Origin of the sequence: Leclercia sp. S52, from assembly GCF_039727615.1 — a bacterium.
Taxonomy (GTDB): Bacteria; Pseudomonadota; Gammaproteobacteria; order Enterobacterales; family Enterobacteriaceae; genus Enterobacter; species Enterobacter adecarboxylatus_B.
In genome coordinates, this window is record NZ_CP152474.1 from 1,106,067 (window position 1) to 1,123,704 (window position 17,638).

Below are 17,638 nucleotides of genomic sequence, written 5' to 3' on the forward strand. Positions count from 1 at the left end.
TTATATTATCGTCGTGCTATGGTACATACATTCATAAATGTATGTAAATCTGACTCCTGTAAATTCACCAAGGTATGGCACGAAAAACCAAACAACAAGCACTTGCGACACGCCAGCACATCCTTGATGTTGCTTTGCGCTTGTTCTCGCAACAGGGGGGTTTCTTCCACTTCGCTGGCACAGATTGCTCAGGCGGCGGGGGTAACCCGGGGAGCGATTTACTGGCATTTCAAAAATAAGTCAGATTTATTTGGTGAAATTTGGGAGCTGTCAGAATCCAGTATTGGGGATCTCGAGACTGAGTATCGGGCAAAATTCCCCGACGATCCACTCTCAGTTTTAAGAGAGATTCTGGTCTATATCCTTGAGGCGACTGTTATTGAGGAGCGTCGCCGCCTGATGATGGAGATCATTTTCCACAAATGCGAGTTTGTCGGGGAAATGGCCGTTGTGCAACAGGCACAGCGCAGTTTATGCCTCGAAAGTTACGATCGTATTGAACAGACCCTGACGCACTGTATTAAAGCCAAAATGCTGCCCGCTAATTTGCTGACCCGTCGCGCCGCTATTCTGATGCGCAGCTATATTTCCGGCATTATGGAAAACTGGCTTTTCGCCCCCCAGTCTTTTGATCTGCAACGGGAAGCCCGTGATTATGTGGCTATCCTGCTGGAGATGTATCAGCTCTGCCCGACGCTGCGCGCGCAGCCGGAGTCGCTCCCTGCCTGACGGCCAGGAATTGTCCAGGAGCCGACAGTTGACGCTATTTTGCACCCGACTGCCGTGATATTCTTCACGCCGGTCTTTTTTCGTCATTCATCACACGAATTACACATAACTATGTTGCACTACACACGCAAACAGCATCCTCTTCTGGCTTTTATTCTGGTTTTCTTTCTCGCATTGACGGCTTCATCGGCTGCGTTGGCGCGTGCCGATAATACCAGTGACACGCCAACGCGGGCAGATATCCAGAGCCAGCTCGATGCCCTGAGTAAACAGAAAGAGCTTACTCCGCAGGACAAGCTGGTCCAGCAGGATCTGACGGAAACCCTGGAGACCGTCGACAAGCTCGAACGGGTCAAAGCGGAAACCACGCAGCTTCGCCAGAAGGTGGCTCAGGCGCCGGAAGCGATGCGCAAGGCGACCGAGAGCCTCAACGCGCTGGGCGATGTCGATAACGATGCAGAGACCCGCAAAACGCTGGCGACCTTGTCGTTGCGTCAGCTGGAACTGCGCGTGGCGCAGCTGCTCGATGATTTACAAACCGCGCAAAGCGATCTCGCCACCTACAACAGCCAGCTGGTTTCACTGCAAACCCAGCCGGAGCGGGTGCAGAATGCGATGTACACCGCGTCTCAGCAGCTGCAGCAGATCCGCAATCGCCTGAACGGCACCTCTGCGGGCGAGGCGGCATTACGCCCCACCCAGCAAACGCTACTGCTGGCACAGCAGCAGCTGCTGAATGCGCAGATCGAACAGCAGCGTAAGAGCCTGGAAGGCAACACCGTGCTGCAGGATACCCTGCAAAAACAGCGCGACTACGTCACCGCCAACATCAACCGTCTGGAGCATCAGCTGCAGCTGTTGCAGGAGGCGGTCAACAGCAAGCGACTGACCCTGACGGAGAAGACCGCGCAGGAGGCCGTCAACCCGGACGAAACTGCCCGTATCCAGGAAAACCCGCTGGTGAAGCAGGAGCTGGATGCCAACCATCAGCTCAGCCAGCGTTTGATTACCGCCACCGAAAACGGCAACTCGCTGGTTCAGCAGAACATTAAAGTCAAAAACTGGCTGGATCGTGCCCTGCAGTCAGAACGCAACATCAAAGAGCAGATCGCCGTCCTGAAAGGCAGCCTGCTGCTGTCGCGTATTCTGTATCAGCAACAGCAGACCTTACCCTCCGCCGACGAACTGGAAGACATGACCAACCGCATTGCGGATCTGCGTCTGGAGCAGTTTGAGGTCAACCAGCAGCGCGACGCCCTGTTCCAGAGCGATGCCTTTGTTGCCAAAGTGGAAGAGGGCCACAGCAGCGACGTCAATGATGAAGTCCACGATGCGCTGTTGCAGGTGGTGGATATGCGCCGCGAGCTGCTCGACCAGCTGAATAAACAGCTGGGCAACCAGCTGATGATGGCCATTAACCTGCAGATTAACCAGCAGCAGCTGGTGAGCGTTTCCAAAAGCCTGCAGGAGATCCTCACCCAGCAAATTTTCTGGGTAAACAGCAACAAACCGATGGACTGGGACTGGATCAAATCCTTCCCGGGCATGCTGAAAGACCAGATTAAAGGGATGAAAATCACCGTTAACTGGGAAAAAGCCGGTCCGGCGGTGGCCTTTGCCTTCCTGGCGGGTTTGCCGCTGTTGCTGATTGCCGGGTTAATCCGCTGGCGTCTCGGCTGGCTGAAAAAGTACCAGGCGAAGCTGGCGAATGAAGTGGGGCAGCTGCGTAATGACAGCCAGCTTCATACCCCGAAAGCGATTCTTATCGATCTGATCCGCGCCCTGCCGGTCTGCCTGTTAATTCTGGCTGCGGGGCTGATCCTGCTCACCATGCAGCTCAACGTCAGCGATCTGCTGTGGGCCTTCAGTAAAAAGCTGGCGCTGTTCTGGCTGGTGTTTGGCCTGTGCTGGAAAGTGCTGGAGAAAGACGGCGTGGCGGTGAGCCACTTCAATATGCCTGCCCAGCTGACCAGCCACTGGCGACGCCAGATTGTGCGCATCAGCCTCGCGCTGCTGCCGCTGCACTTCTGGTCAGTGGTGGCGGAACTCTCCCCGCTGCACCTGATGGACGACGTGCTGGGGCAGTTCGTGATCCTGCTGAACCTGCTGCTCATCAGCGTGTTGATGTGGCCGATGTGCCGTGACAGCTGGCGCGATAAAGAGTCCCACGCCATCCGCCTGGCGACGGTCACCGTGCTGTCCATTATCCCGCTGGCGCTGATGGTGCTGACGGCCACCGGCTATTTCTATACCACTCTGCGTCTGTCAGGCCGCTGGATTGAAACCGTCTATCTGGTGATCTTCTGGAACCTGCTGTACCAGACCGTCCTGCGCGGACTTAGCGTTGCCGCCCGGCGTATCGCCTATCGTCGTGCGCTGGCGCGTCGGCAGAATATGGTGAAAGAGGGGGCCGAAGGGGCTGAACCGCAGGAAGAGCCGACCATCGCCCTGGAGCAGGTGAACCAGCAGACGCTGCGTATCACCATGCTGGTGATGATCGCCCTGTTCGGCGTGATGTTCTGGGCTATCTGGTCTGATTTAATCACCGTCTTTGCCTATCTCGACAGTATTACCCTGTGGCACTACAACGGCACCGAAGCGGGCGCGGCGGTGGTGAAAAACGTCACTATGGGCAGTCTGCTGTTTGCGCTGGTCTCGTCGGTGGTAGCCTGGGCACTGATCCGCAACCTGCCTGGCCTGCTGGAGGTGCTGGTACTCTCGCGCCTGAATATGCGCCAGGGGGCGTCGTATGCCATCACCACGATCCTCAACTATGTGATTCTGGTGGCGGGGGCGATGACCGTCTTCGGTTCGCTCGGGGTCTCGTGGGACAAACTGCAGTGGCTGGCGGCAGCCCTGTCGGTCGGTCTTGGTTTTGGTTTGCAGGAGATCTTCGGTAACTTCGTTTCAGGTCTGATTATTCTGTTCGAACGTCCGGTGCGCATTGGCGATACCGTGACTATCGGCACCTTCTCGGGGACCGTCAGCAAGATCCGTATCCGTGCCACCACTATCACCGACTTTGATCGTAAAGAGGTGATCATCCCGAACAAAGCCTTCGTGACCGAGCGGTTGATCAACTGGTCGCTCTCCGACACCATCACCCGCGTGGTGATCAGTCTGGGCGTGGCCTACGGTTCCGATCTCGACGCGGTGAAAAAAGTGCTGCTGAAAGCGGCGATGGATCACCCGAAAGTGATGCACGATCCGGAGCCAGCCGTCTTCTTCACCACCTTCGGCCCGAGTACGCTGAATCATGAACTGCGTCTGTACGTGCGTGAACTGCGCGATCGCAGCTACACGGTCGATGAGCTGAACCGCACCATCGAGCGTCTGTGCCGCGAGAACAATATCAACATCGCGTTCAACCAGCTTGAAGTGCATCTGCGCAATGAGAAGGGCGACGAGCATACGGAAGTGAAACGTGAAGTGAAGGGGGACGATCCGACGCCAGCTTAACGTTTCCCCTCACCCTAACCCTCTCCCCAAAGGGGCGAGGGAATGGTTTGCTCCCTCTCCCTTTCAGGGAGAGGGCAGGGGTGAGGGTATTTTTCCTTCAAAATCCCGCCTCACAATCTCCAGCGCCTTCAGCACCGTTTCCGCCGGAATATCATGGTTCTCCAGCAACATAATCAGGTCGACGGCCAGCTTCACTTCATCGGGGGCGTTTTCCAGTGACACACACTACTCCTGTTAACGGGTCAGGCGCGCAATCACGCGCTCAATATCATCCAGTGCCTTACGACAGCGTTCAAGCCGCCCCTCCAGCGCGGTAATTTCGCGCATCAGCATCTGCTGCTCTTCCAGCGTTTCGGCCTGGTTCAGCCGCGTTTCGCGTTCAGACTTCATTTCACACAGCCGCCGCTCAAACTCCTGATGCTTGAGCCGCTTGCGCTGCCACTTTGTCGCTCCGGCAGAAGGGCTGTCCCAGACGCGCAGAGGCCAGGCGGCGATCTCCCGGTGCAGGGCAGAGATCTGCTCCGCCAGGTGGGTGGCCAGCCAGTTGACCTGTTCAGTCTGCGCTTTCTCCACCGCGTGGCCCAGCTCATCCAGATTGTGCTGGGCTTCATCCAGATAATCTTTAATGAGGGTGCTGCGGGTGCGGAACAGCTGCCGGTCAAATCGCGGCTTCAGGGTGGCGTGCTGCATCAGAGGGGCGGCCTGGTTACGCAGGGCCGTCAGCTGATTTTGCAGCGTCTGTAAAAGCAAGGCTGTTTTCAATCCGCTCTCCAGTGGTACAGTAGCCGTTCAGTTTGATAACGATTCGCATTATGCAGCGTACTATTCTAATCATCATTGGCTGGCTTGCGGTAGTGCTCGGCACGCTGGGCGTCGTTTTACCCCTGCTGCCGACCACGCCCTTTATATTACTGGCGGCCTGGTGCTTCGCGCGCTCCTCGCCGCGTTTTCACCACTGGCTGCTGTACCGCTCATGGTTTGGCGGCTATCTGCGCCACTGGCAACAGCACCGCGCCATGCCGCCTGGTGCGAAGCCGCGGGCCATTGCGGTGATCCTTGTGACCTTCGCCTTTTCATTATGGATGGTAAAAATCATGTGGGTGCGGATCCTGCTGCTGGGGATCCTCTCCTGCCTGCTGATTTTCATGTGGCGGATCCCGGTTGTTGATGAAAAGCAACAAAAGTAATAATCATCAGGATGGCTGTTGCAATTCTTGTGCGCAGCCAGTAAATTCGACCGTTTTCGAGCACGGGCAGGCCTGGTTAAAGGTTAAACGATTGTTACCTTGACCGACCCTCTATCCGCTCCGTGAGTAACACCGTTTTCATCAGGCATCCATTTATGACCGCAACTGCGCAGCAGCTTGAATATCTTAAAAACAGCATCAAAAGCATCCAGGACTATCCGAAACCTGGCATTCTTTTCCGTGATGTCACCAGCTTGCTGGAAGACCCGAAAGCGTACGCCCTCAGCATTGAACTGCTGGTTGAGCGTTACAAAAACGCCGGGATCACCAAAGTTGTTGGCACCGAAGCCCGCGGCTTCCTGTTTGGCGCCCCGGTAGCGCTGGCAATGGGCGTCGGTTTTGTGCCGGTGCGTAAGCCGCGCAAACTGCCACGCGAAACTATCGCCGAGAGCTACGAGCTGGAGTACGGTACCGACCAGCTGGAGATCCACGTTGATGCGATCAAGCCAGGCGACAAAGTGCTGGTGGTTGACGATCTGCTGGCTACCGGCGGCACCATTGAGGCGACCGTGAAGCTGATCCGTCGTCTGGGTGGCGAAGTGACCGATGCGGCCTTCATCATCAATCTGTTCGATCTGGGTGGCGAGCAGCGCCTGGAAAAACAGGGCATCACCAGCTACAGCCTCGTGCCATTCCCGGGACATTAATCCTCCCGCCCGCAACCTCGCCCAACGGGTGAGGTTGTGTTAGCATTACCCCCCTGAATATCCACCTTCCAGCGTTGCAGAGCCTGCCCATGAGTTATCAGGTGTTAGCCCGTAAATGGCGACCCCAAACCTTTGCTGACGTTGTCGGCCAGGAACATGTGCTGACCGCCCTGGCGAACGGCTTATCGCTAGGACGTATCCATCACGCCTATCTTTTTTCCGGCACCCGCGGCGTCGGTAAAACCTCTATCGCCCGTTTGCTGGCGAAAGGCCTCAACTGCGAAAGCGGGATCACCGCCACGCCGTGCGGCGTCTGCGATAACTGCCGTGAAATCGAGCAGGGGCGCTTTGTCGATCTGATTGAGATCGATGCCGCTTCGCGCACTAAAGTCGAAGATACCCGCGATCTGCTGGATAACGTCCAGTACGCCCCGGCGCGCGGCCGCTTCAAGGTCTATCTGATCGATGAAGTGCACATGCTGTCGCGCCACAGCTTTAACGCCCTGCTGAAAACGCTGGAAGAGCCGCCTGCGCACGTCAAATTCCTGCTGGCGACCACCGATCCGCAAAAGCTGCCGGTGACCATCTTATCCCGCTGCCTGCAGTTCCATCTGAAGGCGCTGGACGTCGGGCAGATCCGCGATCAGCTCGAACATATTCTGAATGAAGAGCAGGTGACGCATGAACCGCGTGCCCTGCAGCTGTTGGCGCGTGCCGCCGACGGCAGCCTGCGCGACGCCCTCAGCCTCACCGATCAGGCGATTGCCAGCGGCGACGGACAGCTGACAACCCTGGCGGTCAGCACCATGCTCGGCACCCTGGACGACGATCAGGCCCTGTCGCTGATTGAGGCAGTGGTCGAGGCCAACGGCGAGCGGGTGATGGAGCTGGTTAACGCCTCGGCGTCACGCGGCATCGAGTGGGAAGCCCTGCTGGTTGAGATGCTCAGCCTGCTGCACCGCATTGCGATGGTGCAACTCTCCCCGGCGGCGCTGGGCCCGGACATGGCCGCCATTGAACAGCGGATGCGCGAGCTGGCGCGAACTATTCCGCCAACGGACGTGCAGCTCTACTATCAAACGCTGTTAATTGGCCGCAAGGAATTGCCGTTCGCCCCCGACCGACGTATGGGGGTCGAAATGACCCTGCTGCGCGCGCTGGCGTTCCATCCACGCATGCCGCTGCCCGAGCCCGAGGTGCAGCCGCCGTCGTTTGCCCCAGTCGCGCCCACAGCGGTGCTGACGCCGCCGCAGGTGCCTGCACAGCAGAGTGCGCCACCGCCGCCGCGCCAGGATGCGCCGCTGTCGGATGCCACCAGTTCGGTGCTCGCCGCCCGCAGTCAGTTGCAACGCGCGCAGGGAGCAACCAAGCCAAAAAAGAGTGAACCGGCAGCGCCTGCAAGAGCGCGGCCGGTAAATAACGCCGCGCTTGAACGTCTGGCCTCGGTCACGGATCGGGTGCAGTCACGTTCTGCATCGGCTACGCCTGAGCCGCAGGCTCCGGCTAAGAAAGAGGCCTATCGCTGGAAAGCCACTACCGTCACCGAAGTGGTGAAGGTGGAAGTCGCCACGCCGAAGGCGCTGAAAAAGGCGCTGGAGCATGAGAAGACGCCGGAGCTCTCGGCGAAGCTTGCTGAAGAGTCGCTGGAGCGTGATGCCTGGGCGGCAGAGGTCAGCCAGTTGAAGCTGCCCAAGCTGGTGGAGCAGGTCGCCCTCAACGCCTGGCGTGAACAGGACGGCAACCGCATCTGCCTGCATCTGCGTCCGGGCCAGCGTCACCTGAACTCCGCGAGCGCGCAGCAGGTGCTGACTGAGGCGCTCTCCACATTACGGGGCGCGCCGGTTGAATTGACCATCATTGAAGATGATAATCCGGCGGTGCGTACGCCGCTGGAGTGGCGTCAGGCCATCTATGAAGAGAAACTCGCGCAGGCGCGTGAGTCGATTATCGCGGATAATAACATTCAGACCCTGCAGCGCTACTTTGATGCAGAACTGGATGAAGAGAGTATTCGACCCATTTGATCGTGAGTCTGACTTACGGTTGTTATCTTTAACGTGAAAGAAGAGAGAAGCCTATGTTTGGTGGTAAAGGCGGTCTGGGTGGTCTGATGAAGCAGGCCCAGCAGATGCAGGAAAAAATGCAGAAGATGCAGGAAGAGATCGCGCAGATGGAAGTTACCGGCGAATCTGGCGCAGGTCTGGTTAAAGTGACCATCAACGGCGCACATAACTGCCGTCGCGTGGAGATCGACCCAAGCCTGCTCGAAGACGACAAAGATATGCTGGAAGATCTGGTCGCCGCTGCATTCAACGATGCTGCGCGCCGTATCGACGAAACCCAGAAAGAAAAAATGGCCTCTGTATCCTCCGGAATGCAGCTGCCACCGGGCTTTAAGATGCCGTTCTGATGCAAACCAGTCCGCTGCTCACGCAGTTAATGGAAGCGCTACGCTGCCTGCCGGGCGTAGGCCCGAAGTCAGCGCAGCGCATGGCGTTTACCCTGCTGCAGCGCGATCGCAGCGGCGGCATGCGTCTGGCGCAGGCTCTGACCCGCGCCATGTCAGAAATCGGTCACTGTGCGGACTGCCGCACCTTTACCGAGCAGGAGGTGTGCAACATCTGCGCTAATCCGCGTCGTCAGGAAAACGGTCAGATCTGCGTGGTGGAGAGTCCTGCGGACATCTACGCCATCGAACAGACCGGGCAGTTTTCCGGGCGCTACTTTGTGCTGATGGGCCACCTGTCGCCGCTGGACGGTATCGGGCCGGATGATATCGGTCTGGACCGTCTGGAACAGCGTCTCAAATCGGAAACGATCAGCGAGGTGATCCTCGCCACCAACCCAACGGTGGAAGGGGAGGCGACGGCCAACTATATCGCCGAGCTGTGCGCGGAGTCTGGCGTCGACGCCAGCCGTATCGCCCACGGCGTTCCGGTGGGCGGCGAGCTGGAGATGGTGGACGGCACCACGCTGTCACACTCTCTGGCCGGGCGTCACAAGATTATTTTCTGACCAAACGGAGGCTGCAGCCGTGGCCTCCGCTTGAAAACCTTCCCGCTTATCCCCATCTCTCCCTCAACGCTTTTAAACCCCATTAAATGGCATTGTTGAGGTCGACTTAGTATGAAAGGACAAGAAACCCGCGGTTTCCAGTCAGAGGTAAAACAACTTCTGCACCTGATGATCCATTCTCTTTATTCCAATAAAGAAATCTTCCTGCGCGAGCTTATCTCTAACGCCTCTGATGCGGCGGACAAGCTGCGTTTCCGCGCGCTGTCGAAGCCAGAGCTGTACGAAGGTGACGGCGAACTGCGCGTGCGCGTCTCCTTTGATAAAGAGAACCGCACCCTGACTATCGCCGACAACGGCATCGGCATGACCCGCGATGAAGCGATCGACCATCTGGGCACCATCGCGAAATCCGGCACCAAAGCCTTCCTGCAGTCGATGGGTTCCGATCAGGCGAAAGACAGCCAGCTGATCGGCCAGTTCGGCGTGGGCTTCTACTCGGCGTTCATCGTGGCGGATAAAGTCACCGTGCGCACCCGTGCCGCAGGCGAAAGCGCTGAAAGCGGCGTGTTCTGGGAATCCCACGGCGAAGGCGAATACACCGTTGCGGATATCACCAAAGCCGATCGCGGCACCGAGATCACCCTGCACCTGCGCGAAGGGGAAGACGACTTCCTCAACGACTGGCGCGTGCGCTCTATTATCAGCAAATATTCTGACCATATCGCCCTGCCGGTCGAGATCGAAAAACAGGAAGAGCAGGACGGCGAAACCGTCATCTCCTGGGAGAAGATCAACAAGGCGCAGGCGCTGTGGACGCGCAACAAGTCTGAGATCAAAGACGACGAGTACACCGAGTTTTACAAACACATCGCCCACGACTTTACCGATCCGCTGACCTGGAGCCACAACCGTGTGGAAGGTAAGCAGGAGTACACCAGCCTGCTGTACATCCCGGCGCAGGCGCCGTGGGATATGTGGAACCGCGATCACAAGCACGGTCTGAAGCTGTACGTCCAGCGCGTGTTCATCATGGACGAAGCCGAGCAGTTCATGCCGAACTATCTGCGTTTTGTGCGTGGCCTGATCGACTCCAACGACCTGCCGCTGAACGTCTCCCGTGAGATCCTGCAGGACAGCACCGTGACCCGCAACCTGCGCACCGCGCTGAGCAAACGCGCCCTGCAGATGCTGGACAAGCTGGCGAAAGACGACGCGGAAAAATACCAGACCTTCTGGAAACAGTTCGGCCTGGTGCTGAAAGAGGGCCCGGCGGAAGATGCGTCTAACGTTGAAGCCATTGCCAAACTGCTGCGCTTTGCCTCCACGCACACCGACTCTTCCGAGCAGACCGTGTCGCTGGAAGAGTACATCTCCCGCATGAAGGAAGGGCAGGAGAAGATCTACTACATCACCGCCGACAGCTATGCCGCGGCGAAGAGCAGCCCGCACCTGGAGCTGCTGCGTAAGAAAGGCATCGAAGTGCTGCTGCTTTCCGATCGCATCGATGAGTGGATGATGAACTACCTGACCGAGTTCAGCGGTAAAGCGTTCCAGTCCGTTGCCAAAGCCGATGAGTCCATCGACAAGCTGGCGGATGAAGTGGACGAAAGCGCGAAAGAGGCGGAAAAAGCGCTGGAGCCGTTTGTTGAGCGCGTGAAGACCCATCTGGGCGATCGCGTGAAAGAGGTGCGTTTCACCCACCGTCTGACCGATACTCCGGCCATCGTGACTACCGAAGCCGACGAGATGAGCACCCAGATGGCGAAGCTGTTCGCCGCTGCGGGCCAGAGCGTACCGGAAGTGAAGTACATCTTTGAACTGAACCCGGATCACGCCCTGGTGAAACGCGCGGCCGAGACTCAGGACGAGACGCGCTTTGCCGAGTGGGTTGAACTTCTGCTGGATCAGTCCCTGCTGGCCGAGCGCGGCACGCTGGAAGATCCAAACCAGTTCATCAAGCGCGTGAATGCATTGCTGCTGAGCTAATAAACAGCCCCTCACCCTAACCCTCTCCCCAAAGGGGAGAGGGAACTCGAACACCCTCTCCCCTTTGGGGAGAGGGCCGGGGTGAGGGGACATTACCGCACCCTCTAATAAATTCCCCTCATTAACCGTTTCAGCCTCCCCGCCTTCCTTGAGCCACATCCGTTCTGATGGTATTGTTTAGCGCTTTTGAAAAATTGAACCAACTTTTGAGGGGATTTTCGCAATGCGTATTATTCTGCTTGGCGCTCCGGGCGCGGGTAAAGGAACTCAGGCTCAGTTCATCATGGAGAAATACGGTATTCCGCAAATCTCTACCGGTGACATGCTGCGTGCCGCTGTTAAATCTGGCTCCGAGCTGGGCAAACAGGCGAAAGATATTATGGACGCCGGCAAACTGGTAACCGACGAGCTGGTGATCGCTCTGGTTAAAGAACGCATTACTCAGGAAGATTGCCGCAACGGTTTCCTGCTGGATGGCTTCCCGCGTACCATTCCTCAGGCTGATGCCATGAAAGAAGCGGGCATCAACGTGGACTACGTGCTGGAGTTCGACGTACCGGACGAGCTGATCGTTGACCGCATCATCGGTCGTCGCGTACACGCCGCTTCCGGCCGCGTTTACCACATCAAATTCAATCCGCCTAAGGTGGAAGGCAAAGACGACGTGACCGGCGAAGAGCTGACCACCCGTAAAGACGATCAGGAAGAGACCGTGCGTAAGCGCCTGGTGGAATACCATCAGATGACCGCGCCGCTGATCGGCTACTACTCGAAAGAAGCGCAGGCGGGTAACACCCAATATGCCAAAGTCGACGGCACTAAGCCTGTCGCAGAAGTCCGTGCAGAGCTGGAAAAAATCCTCGGCTAATCGCACCTCTCTCACCCGGGCTCCCGGGTGAGAAAAATTCTCATTTCGTCTATCGCAGCAATGGGTTCCGTTTACGCACTTTTCAGATACACTTATCAGCCTGTTAAAAGGTTATGAGGCGTGAATGAGTCAGGCGAAAACCGGCATCCTGCTTGCCAATTTAGGTACCCCCGAAGCCCCAACCCCCGCAGCGGTCAGCCGTTATCTGCGCCAGTTTTTGAGCGATACGCGCGTTGTGGATACCCCGCGTCTGCTGTGGTGGCCATTGCTGCGCGGCGTGATCCTGCCGATCCGTTCGCCGCGCGTGGCAAAACTCTATCAGTCCGTCTGGATGGAAGAGGGTTCGCCGCTGATGGTCTACAGCCGTCGTCAGGAGAAAGCGCTCGCCGCTCGTCTGCCGGATACGCCGGTTGCGCTGGGGATGAGTTACGGTAAACCGTCGCTGGAAAGCGCCGTCACAGAACTGCTGGCGCAGGGCGTGGACCACATCGTGGTGCTGGCGCTCTATCCGCAATACTCCTGCTCCACCGTGGCCGCCGTCTGGGACGAGCTGGCGCGCATTCTGGCGACCCGTCGCCGCATTCCATCCGTGACCTTTATTCGCGATTACGCGGATAACGACATGTATATCAACGCCCTTGCCCGCAGCGCGCGCGCCTCCTTTGCGAAACACGGCGAGCCGGACCTGCTGTTGCTCTCCTATCACGGGATCCCGCAGCGATTTGCCGACGAAGGGGACGACTATCCGCAGCGCTGCCGCGATACCACCCGTGAGCTGGTCTCGGCGCTCGGCCTGCCGCCGGAGAAGGTGATGATGACCTTCCAGTCGCGCTTTGGCCGCGAGCCCTGGCTGACCCCTTATACCGACGAAACCCTCAAAATGCTGGGTGAGAAGGGGGTGAAGCATATTCAGGTGATGTCGCCGGGTTTTGCGGCAGACTGTCTGGAGACGCTGGAGGAGATCGCGGTGCAAAACCGGGAGTTCTTCCTTGAAGCGGGCGGGGAAAAGTACGAGTACATTCCGGCGCTGAACGACGATCCTGAGCACATCGAGATGATGGTCTCCCTGGCGACCAACAGCCGCTAATCGCACTCCGGGCCGGGTTTATGCTACCATTTCCGGCCCAACCGTCACTCGTAGCTCAGAACATGAAATTTCCCGGTAAACGCAAATCCAAACACTACTTTCCCGTTAACGCCCGCGATCCGCTGCTGCAGCAAATTCAGCCGGAAAATGAGACCAACGCCGCCTGGGTGGTGGGTATCGATCAGACGCTGGTGGATATTGAAGCAAAAGTGGACGATGCGTTTGTCGCGCGTTACGGCCTGAGCGCCGGGCACTCTCTGGTTATCGAAGACGATGTGGCGGAAGCGCTCTACCAGGAGCTGGTACGGGACAACCTGATCACCCATCAGTTTGCCGGGGGCACCATCGGCAACACCATGCACAACTACTCCGTGCTGGCCGATGACCGCTCCGTGCTGCTGGGCGTGATGTGCAGCAACATCGAAATTGGCAGTTACGCCTACCGCTATCTGTGCAACACCTCCAGCCGTACCGATCTGAACTACCTCCAGGGCGTGGACGGGGCGATTGGCCGCTGCTTTACGCTGATCGGGGAATCCGGCGAGCGGACCTTCGCCATCAGCCCGGGGCACATGAACAAGCTGCGCGCCGAGAGCATCCCGGAAGAGGTCATTGCCGGGGCGTCGGCGCTGGTGCTGACCTCCTATCTGGTGCGCTGCAAGCCGGGCGAGCCGATGCCGGAAGCAACCATGAAGGCGGTGGAGTACGCAAAGAAGTACAACGTGCCGGTGGTCCTGACCCTGGGCACCAAATTCGTTATCGCCGATAACCCCGAGTGGTGGCAGGCGTTCCTGAAAGAGCACGTCTCGATTCTGGCGATGAATGAAGAAGAGGCCGAAGCCCTGACCGGGGAGAGCGATCCGCTCCTGGCGTCCGACAAGGCGCTGGACTGGGTCGATCTGGTGCTCTGCACCGCCGGGCCGGTGGGCCTGTATATGGCCGGTTTCACCGAAGAAGAGGCGAAGCGCAAAACCCAGCATCCGCTGCTGCCGGGGGCGATTGCCGAGTTTAACCAGTTTGAATTCAGCCGCGCCATGCGCCACAAAGACTGTGTTAATCCGCTGCGTATCTTCTCGCACATCGCCCCGTATATGGGCGGGCCGGAGAAGATCATGAACACCAACGGTGCAGGCGACGGCGCGCTGGCGGCGCTGCTGCACGATATCACCGCGAACGCCTTCCACCGCACCAACGTGCCGAACTCCAGCAAACACAAGTTCTCATGGCTGACCTACTCGTCGTTGGCCCAGGTGTGTAAGTACGCGAACCGCGTCAGTTATCAGGTGCTGAACCAGCATTCACCGCGTCTGACGCGCGGTCTGCCGGAAAGAGAAGATAGCCTGGAAGAGTCGTACTGGGACAGATAATGCTTTCACCCTCACCCCAGCCCTCTCCCTAAGGGAGAGGGAGATTCAGGTACCCTCTCCCCGTGGGAGAGGGCCAGGGTGAGGGCATCAGGCCGCACAAATTTCACCCCGTCACCACCGCTTCAACCGGTGGTTTCTCCAGCAGCGACAGCATGGTATTGGCAATCTCACGCTCGCCCATCACCACCTGATTCGCGCCGCGCTCCATGATGTATTCCACTTCGTCGTCGTAATGCGCCCGGGCGATAATCTCCAGGTGCGGGTATTTTTCGCGGGCGGAGACCACAATCTCACCGGCCTCGTAACCATTCGGGATAGTCAGCAGCAGCCAGCGCGCGCAGTCCAGATGCGCCAGATTCATGATCTCTTCGTTCGCCGCATTACCGAGCACGGCACGAACGCCGCGCTCGCGCAGCTCGTCCACGCGGGTGCGGGAGGTCTCAATCACCACCAGCGGAATGCCCTGGGCCATCAGCTTCTCGCCCAGCAGGCTACCGACGCGACCAAAGCCCACCAGCAGGGCGTGGTTGCAGATATCCACCGTGATCTGCTTCTCTTCTTCCGTCGCCTCTTCCAGGGTCTGTTCTTCGAGGGTTTCGGTTTTCTCGAGGTATTTCTCCAGCAGCGCGAACAGCACCGGGTTGAGCATAATTGAGAGGATCGCCCCCGCCAGCACCAGGTTTTGTCCGGCCTGCGGCAGCAGATCCAACGCCATGCCCAGTCCGGCAAGGATAAAGGCAAACTCACCGATCTGCGCCAGGCTGGCGGCGATGGTCAGCGCGGTACGCGGCGAGTGGCCGAACAGGCGTACCAGGAAGAACGCGGCAACCGACTTACCAAAGATGATGATCGCCAGGGTGCCCAGCACCGCCAGCGGCTGATCAATTAGCACCAGCGGGTCGAACAGCATCCCTACGGAGACGAAGAACAGCACCGCAAAGGCATCGCGCAGGGGCAGGGTATCGTGGGCGGCACGGTGGCTCAGCTCCGATTCGTTCAGCACCATCCCGGCAAAGAACGCACCGAGGGCGAAGGAGACATCAAACAGCTCAACGGCGCCAAAGGCGATGCCCAGCGCCAGAGCCAGCACCGCAAGGGTAAACAGCTCGCGGGAGCCGGTGGCGGCGCTGCGGGAGAGGATCCACGGCACCAGGCGCCGGCCCACCAGCATCATAATGGCGATAAAGGCCACTACCTTCCCGATGGTGATACTCATATCCAGCGCCAGGCTGGCAAAGCCGACGTTGTCTTTTTCCAGCATTCCGGCGACCGCAGGCAGCAGCACCAGGGTTAACACCATCACCAGATCTTCAACAATCAGCCAGCCAATGGCGATCTGCCCTCGCTGGCTGTCAATCAGCTGCCTCTCCTCAAGCGCGCGCAGCAGCACCACGGTACTGGCGGTGGAAAGACAGAGACCAAACACGATGCCGGTCATCAGCGGCCAGCCCAGCATCGCTGAAAGCGCCATACCCAGCAACGTCGCCACGGCTATCTGGGCGATCGCGCCGGGAATGGCGATCGACTTTACCGCCATCAAATCCTTCAGGGAGAAATGCAAACCAACACCGAACATCAGCAGGATCACGCCAAGCTCCGCCAGCTCCGGGGCAAGTTTCGTATCAGCAACAAAACCTGGGGTAAAAGGACCGGCTAACACGCCAGCTAATAAATAGCCCACCAGAGGCGAAATGCGAAGTTTGTTGGCAAGCATGCCGAGTATAAATGCGAGTACAAGTCCACCGACAATGGTGGTGATAAGCGGTGTGGCGTGATGCATTCCGTCTCCTTTCGTTGCTGAGTTAATCCATTTTTGGTCAAAAACCAAAAAGCCGAGTAATAGTTTATGACAAATTTAATGATTATGTTTATGAATAATTATTGAAATTTGAGTAAAACAGCAATAAGGGTTAAACAAAAGGAGAACAGGACGATTTTTGAGAGGCTGTGCTAAGAAAGGCTTATGGCATCAGGAAAGGGCGCGGCCAAACCTGGAATTTGGCCGCAGATAAATCAGGCTTTATGCCGGTTATCAGGCAGGAATATAGTCAACATCCCGAGAAGTGGCAGGAAAGCGCAGATTTTGTAGACCAAAAAGATGCTGGTATGGTCTGCAATCAGCCCTAACACCGCTGCGCCAAGGCCACCCATCCCAAAGGCAAATCCAAAAAACAGTCCGGAAACCATGCCGATACGCCCCGGAAGCAGCTCCTGGGCATACACCAGAATGGCCGAAAACGCCGAGGCGAGGATAAAACCAATGATCACGGTTAAAACACCCGTCCACCACAGGGTTGCATAGGGCAAAATAAGCGTGAAGGGCGCTACGCCGAGGATAGAGCCCCAAATCACATATTTACGCCCAATTTTGTCCCCCAGCGGCCCGCCAATGAACGTCCCTGCGGCAACCGCAAACAGGAAGGCGAAGAGGTGAAGCTGGGCGTTTTGTACCGATAATCCGAATTTTTCCATCAGATAAAAGGTGTAATAGCTGCTGATGCTCGCCATATAGAAGTATTTGGAGAAAATCAGCATCAGCAAGATGCTGACGGCCAGAATGACCTTGTTACGCGGCAGGGGATTAATCACCGGCGCTTGTGGTTTGCCCTTATTAACCCGGTGCTGAGCGGCGTACCAGCGGCTGATTTGCGCCAGCACCACGATGGCCAGCAGGGCGGCAAGCACGAACCAGGCCACGTTGCCTTTGCCATACGGGGCGATGATCACCGCCGCCAGCAGCGGGCCAAGGGAGCTGCCGAAGTTACCGCCCACCTGGAACAGCGACTGCGCCAGCCCGTGGCGGCCACCGGAGGCCATGCGCGCCACGCGGGACGACTCGGGGTGGAAGACTGACGAACCGGTACCCACCAGCGCGGCTGCCACTAAAACGCCTTCAAAGCTGCCCGCCATAGCCAGCAGGATCAGGCCGCTCAGGGTAAAGCACATGCCAATCGGCAGCGACCAGGGCATCGGATATTTGTCCGTCCAGTATCCCACCACCGGTTGCAGCAGCGACGAGGCCAGCTGGAAGGTGAGGGTGATCATGCCGATCTGCACGAAGGTGAGGGAGAACTCGGACTGTAGCAGCGGATAGATCGCCAGAATAAGCGACTGGATCATATCGTTCAGCAGATGCGAAAGGCTGATTGCACCGAGAATACCAAATGAGGTGCGCGCCTTAGCGGTCGACACCGGAGGAGTAGATTCACTGATAGCCATAAATACCACGTCGA

Annotated in this window: 14 protein-coding genes, 1 pseudogene and 1 other annotated feature; of the genes and pseudogenes, 11 read left to right on the top strand and 4 right to left on the bottom strand. The window is 57.9% G+C overall.

Translation table 11 applies throughout. The features are described 5' to 3' along the window. Nucleotides 1-74 precede the first annotated feature (74 nt). Both acrR and mscK read left to right on the top strand, forming a co-directional pair. Nucleotides 75-729: pseudogene (acrR, locus tag AAHB66_RS05205) on the top strand (multidrug efflux transporter transcriptional repressor AcrR). Nucleotides 730-840: 111 nt separating this feature from the next. Further along, a complete protein-coding gene (gene mscK, locus AAHB66_RS05210) occupies nt 841-4,188 on the top strand; it encodes a mechanosensitive channel MscK (RefSeq protein WP_347115416.1) in 3,348 nt (1,115 codons plus the stop codon). A 63-nt stretch (nt 4,189-4,251) separates the two neighbouring features. On the opposite strand, the gene rsmS is transcribed toward mscK, so the two are convergent. Then, nucleotides 4,252-4,410 carry a pleiotropic regulatory protein RsmS gene (rsmS, locus tag AAHB66_RS05215; protein WP_312998359.1) on the bottom strand — a complete coding sequence of 53 codons (159 nt, stop codon included), beginning with the start codon at nt 4,408-4,410 and terminating at the stop codon, nt 4,252-4,254. A gap of 12 nt (nt 4,411-4,422) precedes the next feature. Beyond that, nucleotides 4,423-4,950, bottom strand: coding sequence for a primosomal replication protein N'' (gene priC, locus AAHB66_RS05220; protein WP_347115417.1), 528 nt, complete (start codon nt 4,948-4,950; stop codon nt 4,423-4,425). A 50-nt stretch (nt 4,951-5,000) separates the two neighbouring features. Here priC and AAHB66_RS05225 point away from each other — a divergent pair, with 50 nt between their 5' ends. From AAHB66_RS05225 to AAHB66_RS05265, 9 genes are all read left to right on the top strand, one after another. Next, the gene (locus tag AAHB66_RS05225) at nt 5,001-5,375 is read left to right on the top strand and encodes a DUF454 family protein (RefSeq protein ID WP_347115418.1); all 375 of its coding nucleotides are present in this window, start codon (nt 5,001-5,003) and stop codon (nt 5,373-5,375) included. A 155-nt stretch (nt 5,376-5,530) separates the two neighbouring features. Beyond that, the gene (gene apt, locus AAHB66_RS05230; protein WP_000127359.1) at nt 5,531-6,082 is read left to right on the top strand and encodes an adenine phosphoribosyltransferase; all 552 of its coding nucleotides are present in this window, start codon (nt 5,531-5,533) and stop codon (nt 6,080-6,082) included. A gap of 89 nt (nt 6,083-6,171) precedes the next feature. Next, nucleotides 6,172-8,106: a DNA polymerase III subunit gamma/tau gene (gene dnaX / locus AAHB66_RS05235; RefSeq protein WP_347115419.1), complete on the top strand. Its 1,935-nt coding sequence runs from the start codon at nt 6,172-6,174 to the stop codon at nt 8,104-8,106. Then, nucleotides 7,436-7,500 (top strand) — a sequence feature (DnaX frameshifting element). (Overlaps the previous gene by 65 nt.) A 53-nt stretch (nt 8,107-8,159) precedes the next feature. Then, on the top strand, nt 8,160-8,492 hold the full coding sequence (locus AAHB66_RS05240; protein ID WP_032616874.1) for a YbaB/EbfC family nucleoid-associated protein: 333 nt from the start codon (nt 8,160-8,162) through the stop codon (nt 8,490-8,492). Beyond that, complete coding sequence (gene recR, locus AAHB66_RS05245; RefSeq protein ID WP_142488473.1) at nt 8,492-9,097, top strand: recombination mediator RecR; 606 nt, start codon at nt 8,492-8,494, stop codon at nt 9,095-9,097. The genes AAHB66_RS05240 and recR overlap by 1 nt, the downstream gene beginning before the upstream one ends. Before the next feature lie 111 nt (nt 9,098-9,208). After that, on the top strand, nt 9,209-11,083 hold the full coding sequence (htpG, locus tag AAHB66_RS05250) for a molecular chaperone HtpG (RefSeq protein ID WP_347115420.1): 1,875 nt from the start codon (nt 9,209-9,211) through the stop codon (nt 11,081-11,083). A 223-nt stretch (nt 11,084-11,306) separates the two neighbouring features. Then, nucleotides 11,307-11,951, top strand: a complete 645-nt coding sequence (gene adk / locus AAHB66_RS05255; RefSeq protein ID WP_307762192.1) for an adenylate kinase — start codon at nt 11,307-11,309, stop codon at nt 11,949-11,951. Nucleotides 11,952-12,075: 124 nt separating this feature from the next. Then, complete coding sequence (hemH, locus tag AAHB66_RS05260) at nt 12,076-13,038, top strand: ferrochelatase (protein WP_347115421.1); 963 nt, start codon at nt 12,076-12,078, stop codon at nt 13,036-13,038. Between the two features lie 62 nt (nt 13,039-13,100). Further along, nucleotides 13,101-14,405 carry an inosine/guanosine kinase gene (locus tag AAHB66_RS05265; protein WP_156265068.1) on the top strand — a complete coding sequence of 435 codons (1,305 nt, stop codon included), beginning with the start codon at nt 13,101-13,103 and terminating at the stop codon, nt 14,403-14,405. 103 nt (nt 14,406-14,508) lie between these two features. Here AAHB66_RS05265 and ybaL read toward each other — a convergent pair whose 3' ends face one another. After that, nucleotides 14,509-16,185 carry a YbaL family putative K(+) efflux transporter gene (gene ybaL, locus AAHB66_RS05270; protein WP_347115422.1) on the bottom strand — a complete coding sequence of 559 codons (1,677 nt, stop codon included), beginning with the start codon at nt 16,183-16,185 and terminating at the stop codon, nt 14,509-14,511. A 233-nt stretch (nt 16,186-16,418) separates the two neighbouring features. Then, complete coding sequence (locus tag AAHB66_RS05275) at nt 16,419-17,624, bottom strand: MFS transporter (RefSeq protein ID WP_347115423.1); 1,206 nt, start codon at nt 17,622-17,624, stop codon at nt 16,419-16,421. Nucleotides 17,625-17,638 lie beyond the last annotated feature (14 nt).